The following is a 24,031-nucleotide window of genomic DNA, read 5'->3' on the forward strand; positions in this document are numbered from 1 at the left end:
TGCCCGCCGGGGCGGTGCCGGTTTGCGCCCGGCGGCCCAGGGAAGGCTCTGCAAGGACCGATCTGAGGAGGAACGCATGAGCGACTTCATGGACAAGGCCAAGGACTTCGCCGACAAGCACGACAAGCAGGTCGACCAGGGCCTCGACAAGGCCGGCGACATGGGCGACCAGCGCACCGGGGGAAAGTACGACAAGCAGATCGACAAGGGCGTCGACATGGCCCAGCAGCGCACCGGCGAGGGCGACACCTCGCCACGCTGACCCACGCAGGCCGGGCCCGCGCGCCCGTGTCCAACGCCCTTCCGGGGCCGCCGTTGCCGACGGTGGCCCCGGAAGTGACGTTTCCGCCCATGTCCCCGCCGGCTGCGACACGGGTACGAATCCATCTCGGCCACTGGCCGAGGATCGACCTCTCTCGCTACCATCCGCATTCGGGGCATGACTCACCGTGGAGTCGGGCCCGGCGGTCGGACGGCCCGAAGGCAGGGCCGTGGAGGAGAGGAAGTCATCCGGTGGCCGACACATCCGAGGCGACGATCGAGCGCTACCCGTTCAGCGATCCCGACCGGCTCAATCTCGACCCGCGTTACGCCCGGCTGCGCCGCGACGAGCCGCTGAGCCGGGTGCGGTTGCCCTACGGGGAGCCGGCGTGGCTGGCCACCCGGCATGCCGACGTGCGTACGGTGCTCGGCGACGCCCGCTTCAGCCGGGCGGCGGCGGTCGGCCGGGACGAGCCGCGCAATACCCCCCGCCAGATCCAGGGCGGCATCCTGGCCATGGACCCGCCCGACCACACCCGGCTGCGTCGGCTCGTCGCCCGGGCCTTCACGGCGCGGCGGGTCGAGGAGCTGCGCGCCCGCACCCGGCAGGTCGCCGACGAACTGGTCGACGGCCTGCTCGCCTCCGGGCCCCCGGCCGACCTGGTGGACCACCTGGCCACCCCGCTGCCGATCCGGGTCATCTGCGACCTGCTCGGCGTGCCGGTCACCGACCAGGACAAGTTCCACACCTGGTCGGAGGCGATCGTCTCGACCACCTCGCTGAGCGCCGAGCAGGCCCAGCGGTACATCGACAACCTGTTCGCGTACATGGGCGGGTTGATCGCGCAGCGCCGCCAGGAGCCCACCGACGACCTGATCGGTGCGATGGTCCGGGCCCGCGACGCCGACGACCGGCTCAGCGAGGAGGAGGTGGTGCAGCTCGCCGCAGGGCTGCTCGCCGCCGGCCACGAGACCACCGTCACCCAGATCCCCAACTTCTTGTACGTGCTGCTGCACCATCCCGACGAGTGGGCCCGGTTGCGGGCGGACCGGAGCCTGGTTCCGCGCGCCGTCGAGGAGCTGATGCGGTTCGTCCCGCTCGGTGCGGCCGCCGCCTTCGCCCGGTACGCCAAGGAGGACGTCGAGATCGGTGGGGTGCTGGTCCGCGCCGGTGAGCCGGTCGTCGTCTCGATCCCGTCGGCCAACCGCGACGAGACCGTCTTCCCGGACGCCGACCGGCTCGACCTGGGCCGGGAGGTGAATCCGCACATCGGCTTCGGGCACGGGGTGCATCACTGCGTCGGGGCCCAGCTCGCCCGGATGGAGCTACAGGTGGTGCTGGACACCCTGCTCGACCGGACCCCGGGGCTGCGGCTGGCGGTGCCCGAGTCGGAGCTGCCCTGGAAGAGTGGCCTGCTGGTACGCGGCCTGACCGCGATGCCGGTGGCCTGGTGACGGGAAGGAGGACCAGGTGAACGAGGAGGAGGAGACGACCAGCTCCGGGTGGCGGTTGCAGGTGGACCCGACCCGGTGCATCGGTTCGGGGATCTGCGTCGGGACGGCTCCCGGGCACTTCACGCTGGTCGAGGGCCTGTCCCGTCCGTTGGCCGAGCAGGTGACACCCGCCCAGGAGGTGATCGACGCGGCCGACTCCTGCCCGATGGAGGCGATCGTGGTCTCCGACCTGGAGAGCCGCCGGCAGATCGCCCCCGAGCCCTGATCCGGCTGCGGGCGCTCTCCTGCGGATTCCTGTCGGCCGGATGGCTGGCGGCCCGGCGGCCGGCTGCCGCGCGTACCCGAAAGGGCCGGCCCCCGGGTGGGGACCGGCCCTCGTGGGCCGTGCCGGATCAGGAGCTGTAGCCGCGGCCCGCGATCCAGTTGGCCAGCTCGGCGACGTCCATCCAGTACTCCTGGACGGCCGGGTCCGCCGGGTCGGCGATCTTGATCGTGTTGCCGTCGTCCTTGTACTCCACCACGGTCAGGTAGTGGCCCGGGTAGCTGTGCTCCCGGCCCTCGGTGTCCACCGCGCCGCCGAGGATGTTGGCGACCACCGGTTCATCCGCGTCCACCGCGGCCTTCACGTCCACCCGCAGCCGCTCGATCTGCTCCTTGGACGCGACGTCCGAGCTGATCTCGGTGGTCCTGTACCTGCCGTTGGTGTACTCGTTCAGCACCCGGGTGATGTCGATGGCCGAGTCGGTGCCGTTTTCGGTCGTGCCGAGCTTGGCGGCCAACTCGTCCTGGCTGACGGTCCTGCCCTCGGCCGACAGGGCGATCCGGGCCGACGCCGGGCCGCAGTAGTAGAAGTTCGGCTGGGCCTGGTACTCGTAGCCGGCCCGGCGCTCGCTCTTGTCGTCCTTCTTGGTGGTCTTGGTGGTCTTGTCGACGCGCAGCGCGCCGGTGGGCCCGGTCTCGGCCGGGGCCGCGTGCGCCGCCAGCGCGGGGCCGGCGACGGCACCACCGCTCATCACCAGACCGGCGACGGACAGCATGCTCTTGCGCAGAATCATGTTCATGTCGAAGCTCCGTTCGGGGGTTGCCGCCTCCGGGTTCCGGAGACGCAAGCACCGGGAAGGGACTCATCGTCGGGGGCCACAGCGCCCCGGCCCTCCGCCGAATTCCGGGGGCGTCCACCCCGTGAGGGGCGGTCCTGTTCGGTCGTACGAGGGGTTCAACGCGCTGCCGTTCGCTCCGATTCCGGCCCCCCGACGGGCGGGTGAATCGGTCATCCGGTCACAGACTGCCCAGGATTCGGGTCACGGTGATCTCGATGACCACCCGGTGCGGATTGGGACGTGGGGTGCGGTAGCGCTCGGCGTACCGGCGTTCGGCCTCGACGACCGCCGCCGAATCGGAGCGGACCACCGCCCGGCCCTCGACGGTCAGCCACCGTCGCCCGTCGACGTGACACACCGCCACCGGGGTGCCGGCCGCGCCGGCCGCCGCGACGTGCCGCGCCTTCGCGGACGTACCCGACGTGATCACCCGGGCCAGGCCGGCCTCCGGGTCGAGGGTCACCCCGACCGGTACGACGTGCGGCGTCCCGTCGGCCCGCAGGGTGGTCAGGGTGGCCAGGTGCCGTTCCCGGCAGAACGCCGCGACCCGCTCGTCACGGATGCCCAACCGATGCCCGCCCGGCATGACACGCCCCTGTCCGAAGATCCGACCCCGATCATGGCACTCGCCAGCGCCGCCGCCCGCACCACATCGTGCGCGTCCCTGGGCCACGGCACGCCCTGCTGTGGGGCGGCGGCCGGGTCAGGGGACCGGGCGACGGGTCTCCTCGTCCCGGGGCTCCGGCTGGCCGGGCAGCCGCCGTTCGGCGGCGCGACGCTGCTGGACGAGCCGGCCCAGGTAGATCAGGGCACCGGCGAGGACCCCGATGTCGTCCAGGTAGATCGGGTCGGGCAGCACGTCGATCGGGAAGACCGTGTAGGCCAATGCGCCCCAGAAGGCGACCTTGCCTCCCACGCCCAGCGTGCCGAGCATCTTGCGGGTGCGTACCACCCGCACGGCGAGCAGGATGGCGCCGACCAGCGTCGCCGCAACGACCAGGGCGGCGAGCGCCAGCAGCCAGTAGTGCTCGTTCATGCCGCCACGCTAGCCGAGATCACCAAGATCGCGCTCGATCCGGGAAACAGGGGCATCAGCGCGGCCGGGAGGCCACTGTTTCCCGGATGGAGCGCGACCTCGCTGCCTGGTACGTCAGGCGGGGACGGTGGCGCGGCCCCGGGCGGCGCGGCCCCGGGTCACGACCGCGCGTCCCCGGGCCACAGTCGGCAGGTCCCGGGTGACGGTCGGCGTCTCGCGGACGAGCACCGGCATCTCGCGGGTCTGCTCGGCGGCCGGCGACCGCCCGTCGGTCACCCCGGGCAGCAGCGGCTGCTCCTGCTCGGCGGGCCCGGTGGCGGCGAACGCCTCCTCCCGGAGGCTGCGCGCGGCGAGCACGGCCTGCTCGGCGGCCCGCCAGGCGGCCTGCTCCCGTTCCCGGGCCGCCTGCTGCCGGGTGCGCAGATGGTCCCGCACCGCGCGGCGCAGCACCAGTTCCTGCTCGACCGGGTGCAGCCGGGGATCCCAACCGCCGCGGTGCGCGAAGACGTCGCTGAGCTGCTCCTCCGACAGATCCCGACGCCAGTACGCGTCCAGCGCGGCCCGGTGCAGGTAGCGCTCGCGGTCGGCGTACTCGGCGGGGGTGCGCTCGGTGTGCGGCTGGGGGAGGCCGGCGGCGGCGGCCAGCCGGCGGACGTCGGCCTCCGCGGCCTCGCCCGCCTGCCAGATGGTCTCCACCTCCTCCTGGGCGGACAACCACTCGGCCCGCAGCCGTTGGGCGGTGGCCGCCGCCCGCTCCGCCGCGGTCGCCATCTCCCCCGCGTAGCGGCGCCGTTCCCGGTCCTCCTCCGCCTGTTCCAGCAGGCTCGGCATGGCGGCTTCGCGGAAGCGCCCGCCGATCACGGAGCGGAACAGGCCCGGCCGGACGACCAGGGTGGTCACCGCGACGGCGACGACGCCGAGGAGGGCCAGCCAGATCGCGGCGGCCTGGGGCACGTCGAGTAGGACGGAGGAGAGTGCGGTCTGCATGGGGAGCACCTCGGGTGGGACGACGTGGACTGACGGTCGGGCCCGCTGTGCGGGCGGTGGGCCGCGCGTGAACCGGTGCCGGACGGGGCCTCGCCGGTCAGCGCTGCGGGTGACGGTGGGCGTGGTCGTCAGCGGCGCGGGAGGGCGCGGCCGTCGGCGGGCTCGCGGAGAGCGACGGGTGCCGGGGCAGTGCCGGTGCGGCGCGGTGCAGCGCCGGGACGGCCCGGATCGGCGCCTGCTCGGCCCGGGTCAGTGGCGGGGCGGGCCGCGCCGGACGACGGTGCCGCCGCTCGGGTCCACGGCCGGACATTCGACCGGGACGACCCGCGTCGCGGTCGCCGCCGGGGCGGTCGCCGGTCGCGGGGAGCTGTCGAGGGCCGGCCGGGCGTGCGGGGCGGCCGGCTCGGTGCGTAGCTCTGCGGCCGGGCCGGACCCGGGGCGCAGCTCGGCCACCCGGCTGGTCACCACGGCGGGGCGGGCCAGCTCGGAGGCGGAGGCGGGGGCGGCGGCAGTCAGGGCGGACACCCCGCCGAGGCCGAACGCGAGGACCAGGGCGGTCAGCGCGAGGCGACCCAGTTCCTGGATGCGGCGCAGCGTCGCCTGCCATGACGGGTGTGACCCGCGCAGCGTCACCGGCCGGGAGGGGCGGGCGAACGCTAGGGACTGCACGACACCAACCTATCCCCGTTCCGGTCCACCCGCAGCCTCGGCGGAACGCTGTAGGGGTGAGCCGGGCCACGAGCCGGTGCTGTGGACAGCCGGGCACCGCTGGAACCCGATGGCCGAGGGGCCCGCTAATCCATCGACGGAGACGGTCATCAGGTATGCACATGATGGATAGCCAGGTCGCAAAAAGGCGCGGGGCCCTCCGGATGGAGGGCCCCGCGCCGTACGGGTGAAGGGGACGGGTCAGCTCGCCCCGAGCACCGGCGGGGCGCCGGTGTCGCCGTTCCCCCAGACCATCTCGTCCTCGGTCAGCCAGGTCAGCCGCTCGTCGGACTCGTCCTCGGCGGACCGTCCGTGCCCGCCGAGGACGCCCGCCCGGCTGCCGGAGCTACCGTTCGCGCCGACCCGGCCCACGCCCGTGGCGGCGCGGTGCTCGACCGCGCCCAGGCCGCCGGCCGGCCGCGCCGTCACCGCCGCCCCGCCGCGAGCCGACCCGGCCAGCGAACCGGTGCCGCCGCCGAGCACGCCGCCGGCCGGTGCCCCGGTGGACGCCCCGAAGAGCAGCCCCGCTCCGGCGCCGGCCGACGCAACCGCAGTCCCGCCGCCGACCGTGCCCACCGTGCCGACCGTGCCGCCGGCCAACTGCACCCCGCCGAGCGACGGATCGGCGCCCGCGAGCGACGTCCCGCTGCCCGGACCGCCGACGACCGTGCCGATGCCGCCGGGCGTCAATCCGCCGTGGTCCACGCCCGGCGGCGTCGATCCGATGGGCGACACGTGCCCTGGGCTGCCCGGGGCGGACACCGTCTTGTGGCCGGTGGCCGGGGCGCCGCTGCCGGAGCCCGGTGCGGCCCCCGGGGCGCTGGCCCCGGGGCCGGCGGACGGCGTCGTCGTGGAGGTGGTCGGGTCGAACGGCAGGTCCCGGTCCGGCTCCGGCGGGGTGACCAACCGGCCGTACGCGGAAAGGTCGTAACCGGCAGCCAGCTCGGCCACCACCTGCACCATCCGCCGGTGGGCCTTCTCCTTCTCGGCCTTGTCCTGATTGTGGCCCATGATGCCGCCGACGATCGCGCCGGCCGGGCCGAGGACCGCGCCACCCTTGAGCGCCCCCGAGACCGCCTTGTCGTGGTCGTCGGTCTCGTCCGGGCTCTCCGCGTCCTTCTTCGCCGTGCGCAGGTGGGTGGCCATCAGCGTGAGGCCCTGGCGGACGTCGGTCATCCCCTCGGAGAGGGTGTTCGAGTGGTCGACGACCAGCGACAGCCGGCGCTGGAACTCCCGCCCGGCGTCCCCCGTCCAGCCGTTGGCCAGCTTGTCGAGGTCGCCCTTCAGGTCGCGGGCGAGGTCGTCGAGGGTGCCCTTCATCGAGTCCCACTTGGCGGCCAGCCCGTCGATCTGGGCGGGGTCGCCGGCCTTCACGGCCTCGTACAGCGTCTCGTGGCTGACGTGCTCGTAGCGCGCGGTGTACTCAGACACGACGGTCCCCCTGCCTGTCCAGCGCCTTGTCGACCCCGCCGAGGGCGGCGGCGATGTCAGCGGAGTTGGCCGCGTTGCGATCCTCGGTGGTCTTGTAGTTGGTCAGGATCGTGCCGGTCGCGCTCTGCGCGGCCCGCACCGCGTCGCGGAGCCGCTCGACCTGCTGGACGTAGCTCGTGTGCAGGTCGGAGTAGCGCCGGGCGTTGCTGGTCGCATCCGTGAACGTGCCCAGCTCCGGAGGCCGGCACTGCGTCTCCGTCTTGAGCTTCCTGAGCACGGCTTCGGCCTCGGTGAGCCGACCGGCCAACCGCAGATGGAAGTCCTCTAGGGACAGTACGTCGACTGTAGTGCGCCCGGTCATGGCAGCATCCCCGTAGTCCTCGTCGATAACCGTTGGCGAGAACCAGGTTAGTGGACGGGGGGCAACCTGGGCGACCCGCGTAAGTGCGGTCGACGTGTTTTCGACCCAACCAGCCTGGTCACCCGCCGGTGGCCGGTGCCCCGGTCGCCCCGGCAGACCTGTCCGTCGCGGGCTGGCTCGGCTCGCCGCTCGCCTCCCGGTCCGGCGTGCGGCTCGCACCCCCGGCGGGCGGGCGACGTGCTGCTTCGGTCGGCGTGCTGTGGCTCGCGGCACCCGGCGCGCTGCCGCTCGCGGGGCTTGGGGCGAAGTACGCGAGCGCGTCCTCCCGCTCGAGGGCGGGGCCCGTCGGCACCAGTGACAGCAGCGACGCTGGCACCGCCAGCGGTGTCACGCCGCCGTACCCGAGGGCGGTCAGCGCATCGCCCGACCGGGTGCCCAGCGGGTAGCGCACCCCCTGAGCGCTGATCAGATAGACCGTCGAGCCCGGCGTGCCCGTGCCGCCCTCCCCGGCACCCGGGGCGGCCTGGACCAGCACACCCTTCCCGCCCGGCAGCAGGACCTGCTCGGCGGTGCGGACCGCGTCCCGGGCACCCTGCCGGACCGGCGTGGCTGGGCCGCTCAGCTCGGCCGGGACCCGGTCGAAGACCTCCAGCGTGGTGGTGGGCGGCGCGTCCACGGCCCCCTTCCGGTAGGTGGCGCAGAGCACCGTCCGGCCCGCCTGGACCGGGTGCAGCACCGGCAGCGCCCGTGGCGTCCCCTCCGGCTCCACCCGCTCCCGGGTCAGCAGCCGGCCGGCCTGGTCCGGCGTGACGTCGGTGACCCCCCCGCCGTCGCGCAGCAGCAGCAGGGCGGTGACCTCGCCGATCGCGGCCAGCCCCTCCCTGGTCAGCACGTAGTGCTGCTCGGCCGCCCGGAAGACGTCGCCGACCCGGGCCGGACCGTCGCCCACAGTCAGCCGGCTGGCCTCCCCCTCGCCCTCGATGTCGGGCTCACGGAGCACCGGACCCGCCGGCACGGCGTTGAGCAACTGGGCGCCGACGGTGACCGTGGGTGCGCCGGCCATCCGCAGCGCCGCCGTCGCCTGGTCCCCGCCCGCGATCCGCATCCGGGCGTCGCCGGTGAGCAGGTACCGCCCGCCGTCGACGGTGACCAGCACCGCCCGGTCGCCGAGCGGCACGCCGCCGGAGAGTGGTCGGTCGATCACCAGGTGGGTGGTGGAGCGGCGCGGGTCGGCCGGGTCGGGCACGTCGCAGACCGACCAGGGCAGCCCGATCAGCGACTTGCGGTCGGGCAGCGCGTCCGGGGCGCCGACGATCCCGACGGTACGCCCGCGCGGCCGGTCGGCGATCGACGCCTGCGACATGGTCCGCACCGCCGGGTCCGCCTCGTTGAGGATCAGCCGGGCCGAGGCGTAGTTCAGGGTCGGATGCAGCAGGTTGTCCACGTAGACGTACGTCGCCCCGGTCTCCCGCTCGATCACCAGCGTGTTCGCCTCCAGCGGCGCGGTGTTGCCGGTGAGCTGGCCGTACGCGCCGATGCCGCCGAGCAACACCGCTGCGGCCACCACGCTGCCGATCACCGCGAGGCCGAGCCGCCGCATCGGCAGGTTCGTGGTCTCCGGATCGCCGGACAGCAGCGCGGAGACGATCCGGCGGGTGACGAAGCGGTACGCCTGCACCTGGTCGCGGCGGGTCCGCATGATCTACCTCCGGCGGGATGGGTCCGCGGCGATCAGGTCCGAGCTCCGCCGCGGGCTTCCCTACGATAAGGGGCCGCCGGCCGGGGAACGGGACCACCGCCCACCCCGTACCGGCTCAGGAAGCCGCCCGTCCAGAAGGGACGCCACCGATGCCCCAGGTCCAGGCGCCACCCGGTCGTACGGCCACCGGCTCGGCCGACCCGCCCGCGCTGCCGGCGCCGCCCGACCGTGCGGTCGTCCCGGCCGACCGGCGCAGCCGGGGCCGGCTCGGTCCGGTCGTCGTCGGGCAGCTCGTCGTGGCGGAGCTCGGCGCCCTCGCCGTGTACTCCGCCCTCGGCGGCCCCGACTGGCTGCTCGGGGTCGTCGCCGCCCTCGCGGCGGCGGCGGTCGTCGCCGCCTTCGCCCGCCGCGGCGGGCGCTGGTGGTACGAGGACCTGCTGCTGCGCCGCCGGCTACGGCGTCGCCGGGAGCGGGCCCGGGCGGCGGTGACCGGGGGTGGCCCCGGCGACTCCCTGCTGGTCGCCCTCGCCCCGGAGCTGACCGTGATCGAGTTGACCGAGCGGGGCACCCGGCTCGGTATCGGCCAGGACGGCCAGGGCTGGTTCGCCGCCGTGGCGCTGGACCCGCGCCCCGGAGCGCCCGCCGGCTCCGTCGAGGCGGCGGTGGTGGACCGGGCGCTGGCCGTCCTGGCCGACTTCTCGGCCCCGATCTCCCTCGCCCAGGTCGTCTCGCACACCCTGGTCTGGTATCCGGCCCCGGACGCCCCCCCGGCCGCCCACCGCACCGTCTGGGTGGCCGTACGGCTGTCCGTGCGGGACGCCCGGAACGAGGCGGTGACCCGGGGCGGCGGGATGGTGGGCGTGCACCGGACCGTGTCCGCCGCGGTCGGCCGGCTCGGCAAGGCGCTGCACGCCGCCGGCCTGAGCCACCGGGCCCTCGGCCGGGACGAGCTGCGCGCCGCGGTCGTCTCGGCGGCCGGCATGGACCTGGCGCCCGCGCCGCAGGCGGAGACCTGGACCGGGCTGCGCGGCGGCGGCTGGACCCAGCGCTGCCTGGCCCTGCGCGCCCGCTCCGGGGTTCCCTGGGGTGCCCTGGTGGACGCGGTCACCGCGACCTCCGCCCCGTCCCACACGCTCGCCGCCGTGGTCCGCCCCGGCAACCGGCCGAGCCCGCCGCTGCTGCGCGTCGCGGCCCCCGCCGACCACGTCGAGGCGCTGGTCAAGGCGGTCCGGGACGTCGCCCGGCGGGGCGCGGTCCGGGCCCGGCCGCTGGACGGCGAGCACGGCCCCGGCGTCTACGCCACCGCCCCGGTCGCCCTGCGCGTCATCGACCACCGCGCCGAGTGAGGCCGGCACGGTCGGGCGCCCCGCCGACGGGGCCGGACGGGGCCGGTCCCCGCCCGGCGGTGGCCGATGGGGCCGGTCCTCGCCCGGCGGTGGCGGGTGGAGCCGGTCCCCTCCCGGCGGTCGCGGGTGGGCCGTCAGGGGCGGAGGTTGACGATCCAGCCGTACAGGCCGCAGACCCAGGCCGCGAGCGGGACCAGCGAGATGATCAGCAGAATCTCGACGATGTCCAGGAGCCGGCCCCAGACCGGCGAGATCCGCTTGCCCGCCACGGTCAGCCCGTAGATCAGGCTGATCACGGCCGCCACGACCAGGCCGCCGAGGACCACGCCGAGCCGGAGGGCCGTGGAGCCGGCGGCGAAGGTGGCCGCCGCCGCCAGGCCGAGCCCGACGGTGCCGGCGAGGAGCACCGGGGCGCGCTGGGCGCGGCCGATGAACGGCCGGGCGCGCAGCAGCGACAGCAGGGCCAGCACCAGGCAGAGCAGCGTCGACGGCAGCCGGCCGTCGAGGGCGAGGATGACCTCCCCGCCCAGCACCAGCAGCGCCACCGTCCACAGCAGGCCGGTGAGGAACGCGTCGGCCCGCTCGCTGAGCCGCAGCACCTGGCGGCCGTCCACGGTCTCGGTGTCGGTCTTCAGGTCGTCCGGGCCGGTCGGGATGGACGGGACGGGCAGCCGGGCCAGCCGGTAGGACGCCATCGGCAGGGCCGGCAGGAAGGCGAACGCGACCGTGGCGACCACCGCGGCGGCGGCCGGAGCGCCGACGGAGAACGCCAGGCTCACCACCGCGCCGAGGCCCACCGCCGCGCCGACGGCGGTCGCGCCGAAGAAGAGCGGGAACCGGTCGCCGACCGCCAGCGCCGCGACCGCACCGAACACCACCACGGCGGTCGCCGCGAGCAGCACGTGCGGGCTGGCCAGCCCGGTCAGCGTCCGGTCACCGGCCAGCACCAGCAGGCCGCCGGTCGCGGCGTGCCCGATGCCGACCAGGGCGAGCACCGAGCCGGTCCGGCTGTCACCGGCAGCCCGGGACAGCACCGCGGCGCTGACCACCAGGGCGACCGCGACCAGCAGGGCGGCGATCGCGCCGGGAAGCTGCGGCGGGCCGGCGAACAGCGCCGCCAGTGCCCCCGCGGACAGCGCCGCCGTGGCGAAGAGCACCGAGAACGAGCGGGTGGTGCCCACCTGCCAGCTGCCCGGGCGCTGGTTCGTCGCGGTGGCCACCGCGTCCACCACGTCGTCGAAGACGATCTCCGGGGCCGCCGCGGCGCGGGGGGTGAAGTAGAGCACCTCGCCGTCGCGAAGGCCGAGCTGCGCGGCGGTACGGCCACCGTCGAGCGGCTGCCCGCCGAGCCGGGCGAGGCTCCAGCCGCCGTGTCGGACCCCGTCGTCGGCGAGGTCCTCACCGGCGTGCCGGAGCAGGATCGGCAGCAGGTCGGCCAGCGGCACGTCGACGGGGAGGGCGAGATCCATCCGGGTTCGGGGCGCCACGATGGTGATCCGGCTCAGACCACCGGTCGCCGTCTTCGTCGCCACTGTGGCCTCCTCGCGCTCGCCTACGCTCCACCCCACCGGGGCGGCACCGCCCCGTGGGTCCACGACGCCCACGGGAGATTACCTACGATGGCGTCCACGTACGATGCCCACCCGACGGCCCGCGGTCGGTCGTCGTGGCCCCCCGGCCGCACCTCGCGCCGTGCCGGTCGGTGTCCGGGCCGCTTCTGGGGGAGGAGACAGCCGTGAGCACCGTGGTGTTCCGCCGGCTTCCGCGCCAATCGGGGCCCGCCCTGCCGCGTGGTGAGGTGCTGCTGGAGTCCCCGCCCGAGTTGCCCGAACAGACCCCTCGGGGGATGGGGCAGCTACTGATGATCCTGCCGATGGTCTGCGGCGTCGGCGCGATGGCGTTCCTCTACGCCGGCCGGGGCGGCGGCATGATGACGTACGTCGCGGGCGGGCTGTTCGGCGTCTCGATGCTCGGCATGGCGCTCGGGTCGCTGAGCAACGGCGGCAACGACAAGGCCGAGCTGAACGCCGAGCGCCGCGACTACATGCGCTACCTCGCCCAGATGCGCAAGCGCACCCGGCGCGCGGCCGAGCAGCAGCGGGCCGCGATGGCCTGGCGGCACCCGGAGCCCGACGCGCTCTGGTCGATCGCCGCGTCCCGCCGGCTCTGGGAACGGCGGGTCACCGAGGACGACTTCGGCGAGGCCCGGATCGCGGTCGGCCCGCAGCGGCTGGCGGTGGAGATCGTGCCGCCGGAGACCAAGCCGGTGGAGGACCTGGAGCCGATGAGCGCGATCGCGCTGCGCCGGTTCGTCCGGGCCCACTCGACGGTGCCGGGCCTGCCCACCGCGCTGTCCGTGCGGGCGTTCTCCCGGGTGGTGCTGCGTGGCGAGCGGGAGCCTGTACTCGACCTGGCCCGGGCGGCGCTGGGCCAACTCGTCACATTCCACGCCCCGGACGACATCGTCATCGCGGTGGTGGCCGCTCCGGAGCGGCAGCCGGCCTGGGACTGGGTGAAGTGGCTGCCGCACGCCCAGCACCCCGGCCGCACCGACGCGGCGGGTGCCCGCCGGCTCGTCTTCGCCACCCTCTCCGAGGCCGAGGAGTCCCTCGCCGACGAACTGGCCGGCCGGCCCCGGTTCTCCCCGGAGGCGAAGCCGCTGACCACCGCGCCGCACGTGGTGGTGCTGATCGACGGCGGCGAGGTCGCCGCAACCTGCCACCTGACCGGCCCGAGCCTGCTCGGCACCACCGTCATCGACCTGTCCGGCGCCGTCCCCCGCGACGCCGGCCGCTGGCTGCTCTGCCTGGACGTCGGCGACGGCGCCGCGCTCGATCTGGTCCGGGGGGCGTCCGTGTCGCGGCTGGGCCAGCCGGACCGGCTCACCTCGGCCGCGGCCGAGGGACTGGCCCGGCAGATCGCCCCCTACCGGCTCTCCCAGCAGCAGGCCAGCGCCGAGGAGCCGTTGGCCCGCAGCACGGAGCTGCCCGACCTGCTCGGCATCGGCGACGCCGCCACGGTCGACACACAGCGGACCTGGCGCCCGCGCAGCCAACGGGACCGGCTGCGCATCCCGCTCGGCGTGGGCCCGGACGGCAACGTCGTCGAGCTGGACTTCAAGGAGTCCGCGCACGAGGGTATGGGCCCGCATGGCCTGGTCATCGGCGCGACCGGCTCCGGCAAGAGCGAGCTGCTCCGTACGGTGGTCGCCGCGCTCGCGGTCACCCACTCGTCGGAGGAGCTGAACTTCGTCCTGGTCGACTTCAAGGGCGGCGCGACGTTCGCCTCGCTCGACGCGCTGCCGCACACCAGCGCGGTGATCACCAACCTCTCCGACGAACTGCCCCTGGTCGACCGGATGCGCGACGCCCTGGCCGGCGAGATGAACCGCCGCCAGGAGGTGCTGCGCGCCGCCGGCAACTACGTCTCCCGGTTCGAGTACGAGAAGGCGCGGGCCGCCGGTGAGCCGCTGGACCCGATGCCCAGCCTGCTCATCATCTGCGACGAGTTCAGCGAGCTGCTCGCCGCGAAGCCGGACTTCATCGACCTGTTCGTGATGATCGGCCGGCTGGGCCGGTCGCTCGGCGTGCACCTGCTCCTGGCCAGCCAGCGGCTGGAGGAGGGCAAGTTGCGCGGCCTGGACACCCACCTGTCGTACCGGATCGGCCTGCGTACCTTCTCGGCCGTGGAGAGCCGGATCGTGCTCGGCGTGCCGGACGCGTACGAGCTGCCCAGCGCACCGGGCCACGGGTACCTGAAGACCGACACCACCACCATGCTGCGGTTCCGGGCCGCGTACGTGTCCGGGCCGTACCGGGCGCCGGGGGAGCAGAAGTCGTCGCAGGCGCTGGTGCAGCGCCGGATCGTGCCGTACGGCACGGACTTCGTGCCGGTGCGCGCCCCGGAGCTGACGGTGGAACCTGTGGACGAGCCGGAGCAGCCGGCAGACGGCAAGGCCGTGGCGATGCTCGACGTGCTGATCGCTCAGCTCGCCGGCCGGGGCCGCCCGGCCCACCAGGTCTGGCTGCCGCCGCTGTCCGAGCCGCCGAGCCTGCTCGACCTGCTCAGCCCGCTCGCCGTCGACAAGACGTACGGCCTGACCACCTCGGGCTGGCAGGGCCGGGGCCGGCTCACCGTCCCGGTCGGCGTGGTCGACCGCCCGTACGAGCAGCGGCGCGACCCGATGATGGTGGAGCTGGCCGGCGCGGGCGGCAACGTGGTCATCGTCGGCGCCTCACTCAGCGGCAAGAGCACCATGCTGCGGTCGATGCTGGCCTCGCTGGCGCTCACCCACACCCCGCGCGAGGCGCAGTTCTTCTGCCTCGACTTCGGCGGTGGCGCGCTGCGCAGCCTGGTGGGGCTGCCGCACGTGGCCGGAGTGGCCGGCCGGCGCGACACCGAGGCGGTCCGCCGGACGGTCGCCGAGGTGGTCGGGATCATCGACGAGCGCGAGCAGCGGTTCGCCCAGCACGGCATCGACTCGATGGCCGGCTACCGCCGCCGTCGGGCGGCCGGCGAGTTCGCCGACGACCCGTTCGGCGACGTCTTCCTCGTGGTGGACGGCTGGAACACGCTGCGCCAGGAGTACGAGGAGCTGGAGCAGACCGTCACGAACCTGGCCAACCGGGGGCTGGGTTTCGGCGTACACGTGGTGGTCACGGCGGTCCGCTGGGCGGAGATCCGGATGAACATGCGGGACCTGCTCGGCACCAAGCTGGAGCTGCGGCTCGGCGACGCGGCCGAGTCCGAGATCGACCGCCGGGCCGCGCAGAACGTCCCGGAGAAGACCCCGGGCCGCGGCCTGACCCGCGACAAGCTGCACTTCATGGCCGCGGTGTCCCGGATCGACGGCCGCCGGGACGTCGACGACCTGACCGAGGCGTCGGTCGCGTTGGCCGGACACGTGGCGCGGGCGTGGCCGGGCACGCCGGCCCCGAAGGTCCGGTTGCTGCCGCGCCGGCTGCCGCTGCACGAGCTGGTCCGGGTCGCCGACCGTTCGGCGCCCGGCCTGCCGATCGGTGTCAACGAGTCGGCGCTCGCCCCGGTGTACCTGGACCTGGCGAACGAGCCGCACCTGACGGTCTTCGGCGACGCCGAGTGCGGCAAGACCAACCTGCTGCGGGTGATCGCGAAGGGGATCGTCGAGCGGTACACCCCGGCGCAGGCGCGGCTGGTCATCGCCGACTACCGGCGCGGCCTGCTGGGCGCGGTGGAGGGCGAGCACCTGCTCGACTACGCGCCGTCCAACCAGGCCTTCGGCCAGGGGCTCGCGTCGATCCGCAGCGCCCTGTCGAACCGGCTGCCCGGGCCGGACGTCACCACCGCCCAGCTGCGCGACCGGAGCTGGTGGAAGGGGCCGGACCTCTACATCCTGGTGGACGACTACGACCTGGTCGCCTCCGGCGGCAGCAACCCCCTCAGCGCGTTGCATGAGCTGCTGCCGCAGGCCCGCGACATCGGCCTGCACCTGATCATCACGCGCCGCGTGGGCGGCGTGGCGCGGGCGCTGTACGAGCCGGTGCTGCAACGCCTCCGCGAGCTGGACTCCCCGGGCCTGCTGATGTCCGGCAACCGGGAGGAGGGGGCGGTCTTCAACACGTTGCGGCCGAGCCCGCAGCCGCCGGGCCGGGGCACCCTGGTGCGCCGCCGCGACGGTCAGCAGCTGATCCAGACGGCCTGGTCCGAGCCGGCCTAGGGTGGGACGTCGGCTTGCCGTTCCGGTAGCGTCGGGCCGATCGTCGCTTGTGAAGAGAGGACCGTGGTGAGCACTTCGCGGGGTTACGGCGGCGCCGGGGGCGCTATGGAGAACTTGTTGCGCCAGGCGCAGGAGCAGCAGCGTCGGCTGGCCGAGTTCCAGCGGCAGCGCGCCGATCTGCGGGTGACCGGGGAGAGCCCGGACGGCCTGGTCCAGGTCACGGTGAACGGCGAGATGAAGGTCGGTGACATCGAGATCAACGCCCGGGCGATGCGGCTGGACAGCTTCTCCCTCGCGGAGTCGCTTCAGGCCGCCGTCGACGCGGCGTACGCGGCCTTCGGCGAGCGCCAGCAGGAACTGCTGACCGACATGCTCGGCGGCTCCGAGCTGGTCCGCCAGGCCCAGGAGGGCACCCTCGCCCCGGAGGACTGGTTCCGCCAGTTCGGGGTGGACCTGGCCGATCCGTTCCGCGGCATGCGCCGCTGAACCGGGAGGAGACACGGTGGCTAACAAGGTCGACGTCGACGCGATCCGCAAGGCGAGCACCAAGCTCGCCGCCGCGGACGGCCCGATCCAGTACCTGCGCAACGTGCAGGCACTGCTGGAGAGCGTGAAACTGCCGGGCGGGTCGCTGACCCTCTTCGGTGACACGACCGTGCAGGCCCACAACGCCTCGGTCGACGGTCACCTCGACAACGTGAAGACCGGCATCGCGCACCTGAACAAGGCGGCCGAGCAGCTCGAGCAGACCGCCAAGAACTGGGAGAAGTCGGACCAGCCGTGGGTGGTCAAGTGACCGGCCGGGCGGATGACGGGGGGAACAACTGATGGCGGAGCTCCTGATCGCCAACGCGTCCGGAGCGGTGACCGGCACGCACACGGTCGCCACCACGACGGCGCCGGTGCGGGGGCTGCTCCCCGCGGCCCGGGCCAACTGGGTGTGGCTGGTCGGCGCCGGCGTCCTGGGGGTGATGATCGCCTACCTCGAGACGTTCGACAACGACGAGGTCAACAAGTCCATCAAGGAGTGGGGCGACGCCGCGCGCATGCTCGGTGGGGACCAGTTCGGCGCGGCGCTGGATCAGGTGCCACCGTCCGACAGCGAGTGGGACTTCGACGACCGGGACGCGTTCGAGCTCTTCCTCCGGAAGCTCGGGGCGGAGATCAACTCGCTGGCCGAGGCGTTCAGCGCCAACAAGGACACCCTCACCTCCGCCCGGGACGCCTTCAACGACGCCGTGGACGCGCTGGTCGAGGCGCTCATCCCGGTCCTGATCGCGGTGATCGCGTCGGTCGCCCTCCAGGCGTTCCCGCCCACCGCGCCCATTGCCGAGGCGATCGGGATTGCCGGGATGACGGTGAGCGTGGCCATCCTCGCGCTGATCTTCGGGGACATCAGCTCGATGTTCACCGCCGTCATGGCCGGGTTCCAGAGCAACAACCGGTTCGCCTTCGTGTCGGACTCCCGCCCGGGTTGGGCGCCCACCGGCTCGGATCCCGACATCAAGGACATCAAGATCGACTGGGTGCAGGACTCCAAGTTCTACGAGTGACCGAGAGGCGGCGACATGTCCAGAGTGATCCTGGGGCTCTTCGTGTACTGCCTGGTGACCATCCCGGCCTTCCTCGGGCTGGCCCTGGTCGCCCAACTCGCCCGGGTGACCTGGGCCAAACGGGCGAGCGAGGCGGTGCTCATCACGGGCGTCGCCGCGCTGATCCCGGTGGTGCTGGACCGGGCGTTGGAGAAGCCGGTGCTCTGGGCGGGCGTGGTGCTGCTGGTGGTGCTGCTGGTGGTCGGCGTGGTGATGCACGTGAAGTCGTACACCCGGCCCTCCTGAGGTCGGCTGCGGTGCGGGCCGTTCCGCGTCCGCCGTACGGTCCGCACCGGAACACGTCGTGGTCCTCACCTGTCAGGGAGCGACGGTACGGAGGCAGGGCTGCGCGGGCTGGACGGGATCGGTTACCGTCTCATCCAGAGTGTCCGTCGGTGGGGTTGGTAGGTTGCCTTGCCGCGGGGGAAGGCGCGGCAGAGTTCCGCCGCCACAACGATGACGGAAGGGTGTGAAGCATGGCGTTCGAGGTCGAAGCATCGACTCTGCATACCGCGGCGAATGACGTGCGGTCCACGCGCAGCGAGGTCGACGGCGAGCTGAAGAAGCTGTTGGGCGTGGTCGACGACCTGGCGATCGCCTGGAAGGGGCAGGCGTCCGGGGGCTTCCAGCAGCTCATGGTGCGCTGGAACGAGGACACGGGGCTGCTGCTGACGGCGATGGACAACATCGCCGACCTGCTCGACAAGTCCGGCACGACCCACCAGGTCAACGACGAAGAGCAGCAGCAGATGCTGGACAAGTTCCACTCTGCTCTGAACCCGTGACCGGCAGCCAGGCGCAGAGGAGGAAATCGTGACGATCAAGGTTGACTACGCTGTCCTCGAGAGCAGCAACCAGCAGATGACGGCCATCGCTCGGACTCTCGACGAGAAGCTCGACACGCTGCGGTCCATGCTGACCAAGCTCCAGTGGGAGGGCGAGGACCGCGCCGCCTACCAGCAGCACCAGGCGCAGTGGGACACCGCCGTCCGGGACATCAACAAGATCCTGAACGAGATCGGCGGTGCCGTCGGCATCGCCCGCGCGAACTACGTCAGCACCGAGATGAGCAACTCCAAGGTCTGGAGCTGAGATAGTTACCGGCGCGGCTCCGGTCCGGCTCGACCGGACCGGAGCCGTTCTGCGTGACGGGTCGACGAGGGTCCTGGGGGAGCGATGCGTACGGGCAAGCGCCGCCGGCCGCTGCTGCGGTCCGCCGCCGCAGTGCTGGCGCTGGTAACCGCCGCCGGAGCCGGCCTGCTGGCCGGGCCCGCGCCGGTCCGCGCCGCCGACACGGTACGCGGCCTCCAGTGGTACCTCGACACGTTGCGCATCCCCGAGGCGCACAAGCTGACCAAGGGCAAGGGCGTCACGGTCGCCGTGGTCGACGGCGGGGTGCACGCCGCACATCCCGATCTGAAGGGCCAGGTCCTGCGGGGCACCTCCCTCTCGAAGGACGTGCCGGCCGACGGTCGTTCCGACCCGGACCGCGAGAACGGCCACGGCACCAAGATGGCCGGCATCATCGCCGGGCGGGGCGGCGGGTCCATGCACCAGCTGGGCATCGCCCCGGAGGCGAAGATCCTGCCGGTCGCCCTCGGCCTGCCGCGCGACTGGGACATCGCGGGCGGCATCCGCTGGGCCGCCGACCACGGCGCGGACGTGATCAACCTGTCCGTCGGCGCCACCGGCAGCGACCCGCAGGTCACCGAGGCCGTGCGGTACGCGCTCGGCAAGGGGGCGGTGCTGGTGGCCGCCGCCGGCAACCGCCGCACCGACCGGGCCGTGCCGCTGCCCGCCAACATTCCGGGCGTCCTCGCCGTCGGTGCCACCGGGAGGACCGGCTCCCTCTGGAGCGGGTCGGTCACCGGCCCCGAGGTGGGGCTGACCGCGCCCGGTGAGCGGATCATCGGCCCGGTGCCGCCACCGGTCTCGCCGAACGGCTACGGCGTGACCGACGGGACCAGCGACGCGACGGCGGTGGTCTCCGGGATCGCCGCGCTGGTGCGGTCCCGCTATCCCGATCTCGGCGCCGCCGACGTGGTGAACCGGCTGATCCGCACCGCGCGGGACCAGGGTGCCCGGGGTCGCGACCCGGAGTACGGCTTCGGCTCGGTCGACGTGCTGGCCGCGTTGACCCGCTCGGTGCCGAAGGCCGACGCGAACCCGCTGCTGACCGGTGCCTCGCCGACGCCCCCGGCTGCCTCGGACGGCGACGACGGCGACGACGGGCCGGCGATCTCCGTCGGACTGGCCGACAACGCACCGATCCAGCTCGGGCTCTGCCTGCTCGCGGTGCTCCTCGTGGGCGCGGTGGTCGTGGTGCTGATCGTGGTGAACCGACGGGCGGCGCGGCGCCGCGTACCGCAGGCCCCGGTGGGCGGCCCACCGCCGCCGCCCGGCCAGACGCAGCCGGGCCACGGCCCCTGGCCGTACCAGCAACACCCGCACCAGCCGCGACCGCTCGGGCAGCCGACGGCCCCGCATCCGTATGGGCAGCAGGGCCCGCATCCGTACGGGCAGCAGGGCCCGCATCCGTACGGGCCGGCGGGCCGGCCGGGCCCGCAGCCGGGCGGCGGGCAGACCGGGGCTCCCCCGGCGGACCCGCAGCCGCGTTGACACCGACACCGTAGACACGGGGCCAGGGGAGGGCATCATGAGCGACGAGGACAACGATCCGGACCGGGTGAACGTCGATTTCGCCGTCCCGATTCCGGTCAACCCGATGTTCCCCGGGGTGGGCGACATCCGTGGGATGAGCTTCGACCGGATCGGCGTGGACCAGGCCGAGACGCCGTCCGGGCTGGTCGCCGGGAGCGGCGAGAAGGGCGTCGAGACGGAGTGGGACGCCGGCAACATCGACTCGGCCATCATCTGGCTGGAGACGCACGCCGGCTACCTCCACCGGCTCTCCTACGACATGGTCGACATCAAGGAGAAGCTCGGCGGCGACCAGGCCATGGCGGGCAAGGGGCCACTCGGCGGCTTCCAGTACGCCAAGCAACTGGCCCAGCAGCACCAGCAGGTGTACACCAGCACGGAAAGCGGGCTGCGCACCCTCTCGGAGAACCTTTACACGGCCGCCGAGGCACTGCGCACGGTCAAGCAGAACTACGAGACCGCCGAGGGCGCGAACGCCATGACGGCCCAGCAGATGCAGCAGGCCTTCAACGATGCCGCCAGCGGCGGCGGCAGCTAGACCGGGGGTAACGGGACGTGGGGAAGAGCTGGGAGGACATGGCCCGTGAGGTGCTCGTCGAGGGCCGACCGGCCGACGTGCAGAGCGCCGCACTGGGCTGGAAGGAACTGATCAAGAACCTCGACCAGGTCCGGGAGAGCCTCGAGACGAACGTCAAGGACATCGGCGTGGTCTGGAAGGGCCCGGCGTACGAGTCGTTCAAGACGCACATCGAGGGGCTGGCGAAGAGCGCGAAGACCATCGTCGAAGACGTCGACAGCCCCGGCCGGGGCAAGGTCAGCATCGTGACCACCCTGGAGACGGCAGCCAGCCAGCTGGAGCAGGCGCAGGCCAAGATGCCGATTCCGGCGGCCTGTGTCGGTGACGTCATGGCGGCCCGCAACGGCGAGGTCACCCTTGGGATCGGGCTCTTCGAGACCCGGGTCAAGGCGGACCTGATGGGTAGCTGGCCCGTCGAGCAGCTCGGCAAGCTCGGCGACTGGGTGACCGGCTGGTTCTCCGACCAGGAGGGCGAGGCCCGCAAGGCCTACAACGAGGTGAACGACAACTTCAGGGACCGGACGATGGAGGCCCCGACCTCGGTGACCCCGGGCACCCGCACGGATCTCAAGCCGGACGTACCCGACCTGGGGGGCGGCCCGGGTGGCGGTGGCGGCGGCGGTGTGCCGAAGGTCGGCGGGATGCCGGGCACCGGCGGGATCGGCGGTGGCCCCACGGCCGACGTCGGCAAGCTGCCGGAGCTCGGCGGCGGCCCGGACCTCGGTTCGACCGCCCACCCCGACCTGTCCACCCCGGACACCGGCACGGGGAACTTCCCCGACACTGACTACCCGGGTCCCGGTGGGCTGGACGACGGCTACGGCACCGGCCTGGCCGGCGCCGGCGCACCGACCACCACCGGACTTGGTTCGGGCGGCGGGCTGGGTGGTGCGGGGCTGGGCGGCGGCAGCAGCGCGGGCCTGTCCGGCGGTGGCGTGGGCGGCGGCATTCCCGGCGGCGGTGCACTCGGCAAGGCGGTCAGCCCGGGGCTGCCGCCGATGATGGGCGGCGGGGCGGCCGGCGCGGGCGGGAAGGGCGCGGGTGGCCGGCTCGGCGGCGGCAAGGCCGGCATGGGCGGCATGATGTCCCCCGGCATGGGGGGCGGCGCCGGTGGCCGGGGCGCGGGCGGCAAGGCCGCGGCCGGGGCCGGTCGACCGGGCGGCGCGATGGCCGGCCGGGGCGGCATGGCTGGGGCGGGCCACGGCGGCGCCGGCTACGCCGAGGAGGAGCAGCCGCGCAACACCTGGCTGGAGGAGGACGAGGACGTCTGGGGCACGGGCGGCGGCGACGGCGGCCCCGGCATCCTTCGCTGACCCCTCGGCCCACGTCCGGCAATGAGCACGACGGCGCCGGCCCACGCTTCGGCGGGGGCCGGCGCCGTCGTGCTCATTGGGACGAGGCGGGGGTGGGCCGGCGTCCGGGGCGCCAGCCGCGTCGCCGGCCCCGGACCAGGATCGGCTTGGCGGCGAGCAGCACGCCGGCCAGCAACGCGCCCACCACGGCCACCCAGATCGCCACGGACCGTTGCCAGCCCAGCGGGTCCCGGGGCGGGTCCGGCGCGGCCAGCGCCCCCGGCGGCGGGTCGGTGCGCGTGCCGAGCAGGCTGGTGACCGCCCTATACGGGTTCACCACCCCGTACCCGACCTGGGCGTTGTGCCCGTCCGGCGGGCTGTCCGCCGTGCGGGTGAGCCGTGCGGCGACCTGTTCCGGGGCTAGATTCGGGTACGCGGCGCGGACCAGCGCGGCCGCGCCGGAGACGTACGCGGCGGCGAAGCTGGTGCCGCCCTGCGGCTCGGCGAGGTACCCCTGACCCCGGGGCGCCGGGCCGAGGATGTTCAGCCCCGGCGCGGCGATGTCCACGTAGTCGCCGGTGACCGAGCTGCCGACGTGGCCGCCCTGCTCGTCGACCCCGGCGACGGCGATGACCCCCGGGTAGGCCGCCGGGTACGCGGGCAGGTTCTGCTGCTGCTCCTGCCGGTTGCCGGCGGCGGCCACCACGACGACCTTGTTGTCCAGGGCGTACTCGACGGCGGCGGCCAGCTCCGGGCGGGGCAGCGTGACCAGCGACAGGTTGATCACGTCGGCGCCCTCGTCGACGGCCCAGCGGATGGCCTGGGCGATCTGCGCCGGCAGGTTCTCGTCGTTGGTGCGCTTGGTGTCGGGCAGCACGCGTACGGGCAGGATGCGGGCGGCCGGGGCGATGCCGGTGAACGACGAGCCGGTGCCCTCCCGGCCGGCGATGATGCCGGCGATCATGGTGCCGTGTCCGGCCTCGTCGCACTGGCCCTCGCGCGAGGGCAGGTCGTTGAAGTCCCGCCCGGCGCGCACCTGCCCGCGCAGCAGCGGGTGGGTGGCCGAGACGCCGGAGTCGATGACCGCCACGGTGACGCGCTCGCCGCGGGTGATCCGCCACGCCGCGGCCGGGTCCAACCGGGACAGCGCCCAGGGGGTCTCGGTGGGTGCGGGGTTCCCGCTCGGCCCGCACGCCGGGGCGGCCGAGGCTGGCACGGGAGGCGGGACGGCGATGCCGAGCAACGCCGCCGCGAGTCCACACAGGAGCGCGGACCGCGCCCGCCCGGTACGCCCGTTCACTGCCATCCCCCTGGCCGGGTAGCTCCCGCGCACCGGCAGAGAGTACCGCCGCGCCGCCCCGGGCGGGGACACGGGCCTCCGGCGGCTCAGGAGCCGGCGGCCTCTCCGGTCTGCTCCCCGGTGAAGAGGGCGAGCAGGTCGCCGACCTGACGGTCCGACTCGGCCGGGTGGCGGAAGTGGCCGCTCGGGTTGACCGTGTACTCGTTTCGCCGGCCCACCCGGGTACGCCGGAGGTAGCCGCCGACCTCCAGGTCCGCCACGATCGCCTGGGCGGCGCGTTCCGTGACGCCCACCTCGTCTGCGACGTCGCGCAGCCGGGCGGTCGGGTTCCGGGCGATGGCGAGCAGCACGTGCGCGTGGTTGGTGAGGAACGTCCAGTTCCGGGTGCTCCCGTGCGCGCCAGCCGTCGTCGTCATGTCCGACATGCTATGGCGAGGCCGCCCCGCGTACTCCCCCTGGGCGGCCGGCTGCCCCTGCGGTCCCGGGCGGATCGGTGCGCGGGGCCGGTCTTCACGCGCTACTGCCGCCTC

The 24,031-nt window shown here is 74.0% G+C and carries 25 protein-coding genes; 14 read left to right on the forward strand and 11 right to left on the reverse strand.

The genetic code is table 11. The features are described 5' to 3' along the window. Positions 1-76 precede the first annotated feature (76 nt). The 3 genes from ACQPZO_RS02945 (at position 77) to ACQPZO_RS02955 (ending at position 1,981) form a co-directional block, all read left to right on the forward strand. Positions 77-262 (forward strand): antitoxin, encoded by a 186-nt coding sequence (locus tag ACQPZO_RS02945; protein WP_396669080.1) that lies wholly within the window; start codon positions 77-79, stop codon positions 260-262. Between the two features lie 251 nt (positions 263-513). Then, entirely contained in the window at positions 514-1,716 is a 1,203-nt protein-coding gene (locus tag ACQPZO_RS02950; protein WP_433346783.1) for a cytochrome P450, read from the forward strand. 16 nt (positions 1,717-1,732) lie between these two features. Beyond that, entirely contained in the window at positions 1,733-1,981 is a 249-nt protein-coding gene (locus ACQPZO_RS02955) for a ferredoxin (RefSeq protein WP_433346785.1), read from the forward strand. A 127-nt stretch (positions 1,982-2,108) separates the two neighbouring features. Here the strand turns inward: ACQPZO_RS02955 and ACQPZO_RS02960 are convergent, their stop codons facing one another. From ACQPZO_RS02960 to eccB, 8 genes are all read right to left on the reverse strand, one after another. Further along, entirely contained in the window at positions 2,109-2,777 is a 669-nt protein-coding gene (locus tag ACQPZO_RS02960) for a C39 family peptidase (RefSeq protein WP_433346787.1), read from the reverse strand. A 217-nt stretch (positions 2,778-2,994) separates the two neighbouring features. Continuing rightward, a complete protein-coding gene (locus tag ACQPZO_RS02965) occupies positions 2,995-3,402 on the reverse strand; it encodes a pyridoxamine 5'-phosphate oxidase family protein (RefSeq protein ID WP_433346789.1) in 408 nt (135 codons plus the stop codon). Positions 3,403-3,519: 117 nt separating this feature from the next. After that, positions 3,520-3,852: a YkvA family protein gene (locus ACQPZO_RS02970; protein WP_433346791.1), complete on the reverse strand. Its 333-nt coding sequence runs from the start codon at positions 3,850-3,852 to the stop codon at positions 3,520-3,522. Positions 3,853-3,966: 114 nt separating this feature from the next. Next, entirely contained in the window at positions 3,967-4,839 is an 873-nt protein-coding gene (locus ACQPZO_RS02975) for a hypothetical protein (RefSeq protein ID WP_433346793.1), read from the reverse strand. 249 nt (positions 4,840-5,088) lie between these two features. Beyond that, positions 5,089-5,508, reverse strand: a complete 420-nt coding sequence (locus ACQPZO_RS02980) for a hypothetical protein (RefSeq protein ID WP_433346794.1) — start codon at positions 5,506-5,508, stop codon at positions 5,089-5,091. Positions 5,509-5,748: 240 nt separating this feature from the next. After that, complete coding sequence (locus ACQPZO_RS02985; RefSeq protein ID WP_433346796.1) at positions 5,749-6,978, reverse strand: WXG100 family type VII secretion target; 1,230 nt, start codon at positions 6,976-6,978, stop codon at positions 5,749-5,751. Further along, positions 6,971-7,339 (reverse strand): hypothetical protein, encoded by a 369-nt coding sequence (locus ACQPZO_RS02990; RefSeq protein WP_433346798.1) that lies wholly within the window; start codon positions 7,337-7,339, stop codon positions 6,971-6,973. Before ACQPZO_RS02990 ends, ACQPZO_RS02985 begins: the two co-directional genes overlap by 8 nt. A gap of 118 nt (positions 7,340-7,457) precedes the next feature. Continuing rightward, the gene (gene eccB, locus ACQPZO_RS02995; RefSeq protein ID WP_433346800.1) at positions 7,458-9,038 is read right to left on the reverse strand and encodes a type VII secretion protein EccB; all 1,581 of its coding nucleotides are present in this window, start codon (positions 9,036-9,038) and stop codon (positions 7,458-7,460) included. A gap of 149 nt (positions 9,039-9,187) precedes the next feature. On the opposite strand from eccB, the gene ACQPZO_RS03000 reads away from it, so the two are divergent. Beyond that, the gene (locus ACQPZO_RS03000) at positions 9,188-10,384 is read left to right on the forward strand and encodes a type VII secretion protein EccE (RefSeq protein WP_433346802.1); all 1,197 of its coding nucleotides are present in this window, start codon (positions 9,188-9,190) and stop codon (positions 10,382-10,384) included. Positions 10,385-10,518: 134 nt separating this feature from the next. Here the strand turns inward: ACQPZO_RS03000 and eccD are convergent, their stop codons facing one another. Beyond that, positions 10,519-11,916: a type VII secretion integral membrane protein EccD gene (gene eccD, locus ACQPZO_RS03005; protein WP_433346804.1), complete on the reverse strand. Its 1,398-nt coding sequence runs from the start codon at positions 11,914-11,916 to the stop codon at positions 10,519-10,521. Between the two features lie 203 nt (positions 11,917-12,119). Here eccD and eccCa point away from each other — a divergent pair, with 203 nt between their 5' ends. The 10 genes from eccCa to ACQPZO_RS03055 all read left to right on the forward strand — a co-directional run bounded on the left by eccCa (position 12,120) and on the right by ACQPZO_RS03055 (position 22,222). Beyond that, entirely contained in the window at positions 12,120-16,079 is a 3,960-nt protein-coding gene (gene eccCa, locus ACQPZO_RS03010) for a type VII secretion protein EccCa (RefSeq protein WP_433346806.1), read from the forward strand. A 66-nt stretch (positions 16,080-16,145) separates the two neighbouring features. Next, positions 16,146-16,565: a YbaB/EbfC family nucleoid-associated protein gene (locus ACQPZO_RS03015; protein WP_433346807.1), complete on the forward strand. Its 420-nt coding sequence runs from the start codon at positions 16,146-16,148 to the stop codon at positions 16,563-16,565. 16 nt (positions 16,566-16,581) lie between these two features. Then, complete coding sequence (locus ACQPZO_RS03020; RefSeq protein ID WP_350884075.1) at positions 16,582-16,875, forward strand: hypothetical protein; 294 nt, start codon at positions 16,582-16,584, stop codon at positions 16,873-16,875. 31 nt (positions 16,876-16,906) lie between these two features. After that, positions 16,907-17,632 carry a hypothetical protein gene (locus ACQPZO_RS03025; protein WP_433346810.1) on the forward strand — a complete coding sequence of 242 codons (726 nt, stop codon included), beginning with the start codon at positions 16,907-16,909 and terminating at the stop codon, positions 17,630-17,632. A 15-nt stretch (positions 17,633-17,647) separates the two neighbouring features. Further along, on the forward strand, positions 17,648-17,917 hold the full coding sequence (locus ACQPZO_RS03030) for a hypothetical protein (RefSeq protein ID WP_433346811.1): 270 nt from the start codon (positions 17,648-17,650) through the stop codon (positions 17,915-17,917). Between the two features lie 230 nt (positions 17,918-18,147). Further along, positions 18,148-18,456 carry a WXG100 family type VII secretion target gene (locus ACQPZO_RS03035; RefSeq protein WP_433346813.1) on the forward strand — a complete coding sequence of 103 codons (309 nt, stop codon included), beginning with the start codon at positions 18,148-18,150 and terminating at the stop codon, positions 18,454-18,456. A gap of 28 nt (positions 18,457-18,484) precedes the next feature. Then, positions 18,485-18,763: a WXG100 family type VII secretion target gene (locus tag ACQPZO_RS03040; RefSeq protein WP_433346815.1), complete on the forward strand. Its 279-nt coding sequence runs from the start codon at positions 18,485-18,487 to the stop codon at positions 18,761-18,763. 84 nt (positions 18,764-18,847) lie between these two features. After that, positions 18,848-20,290 carry a S8 family serine peptidase gene (locus tag ACQPZO_RS03045; protein ID WP_433346817.1) on the forward strand — a complete coding sequence of 481 codons (1,443 nt, stop codon included), beginning with the start codon at positions 18,848-18,850 and terminating at the stop codon, positions 20,288-20,290. 37 nt (positions 20,291-20,327) lie between these two features. After that, positions 20,328-20,870 (forward strand): hypothetical protein, encoded by a 543-nt coding sequence (locus ACQPZO_RS03050; RefSeq protein ID WP_433346819.1) that lies wholly within the window; start codon positions 20,328-20,330, stop codon positions 20,868-20,870. Positions 20,871-20,887: 17 nt separating this feature from the next. Then, the gene (locus ACQPZO_RS03055; protein WP_433346821.1) at positions 20,888-22,222 is read left to right on the forward strand and encodes a WXG100 family type VII secretion target; all 1,335 of its coding nucleotides are present in this window, start codon (positions 20,888-20,890) and stop codon (positions 22,220-22,222) included. 73 nt (positions 22,223-22,295) lie between these two features. On the opposite strand, the gene mycP is transcribed toward ACQPZO_RS03055, so the two are convergent. Continuing rightward, positions 22,296-23,534: a type VII secretion-associated serine protease mycosin gene (gene mycP / locus ACQPZO_RS03060; protein WP_433346823.1), complete on the reverse strand. Its 1,239-nt coding sequence runs from the start codon at positions 23,532-23,534 to the stop codon at positions 22,296-22,298. 53 nt (positions 23,535-23,587) lie between these two features. Further along, positions 23,588-23,926, reverse strand: coding sequence for a helix-turn-helix transcriptional regulator (locus ACQPZO_RS03065; RefSeq protein ID WP_433346825.1), 339 nt, complete (start codon positions 23,924-23,926; stop codon positions 23,588-23,590). Between the last annotated feature and the right edge of the window lie 105 nt (positions 23,927-24,031).

Origin of the sequence: Micromonospora sp. CA-111912 (genome assembly GCF_050948415.1) — a bacterium.
GTDB lineage: Bacteria > Actinomycetota > Actinomycetes > Mycobacteriales > Micromonosporaceae > Micromonospora.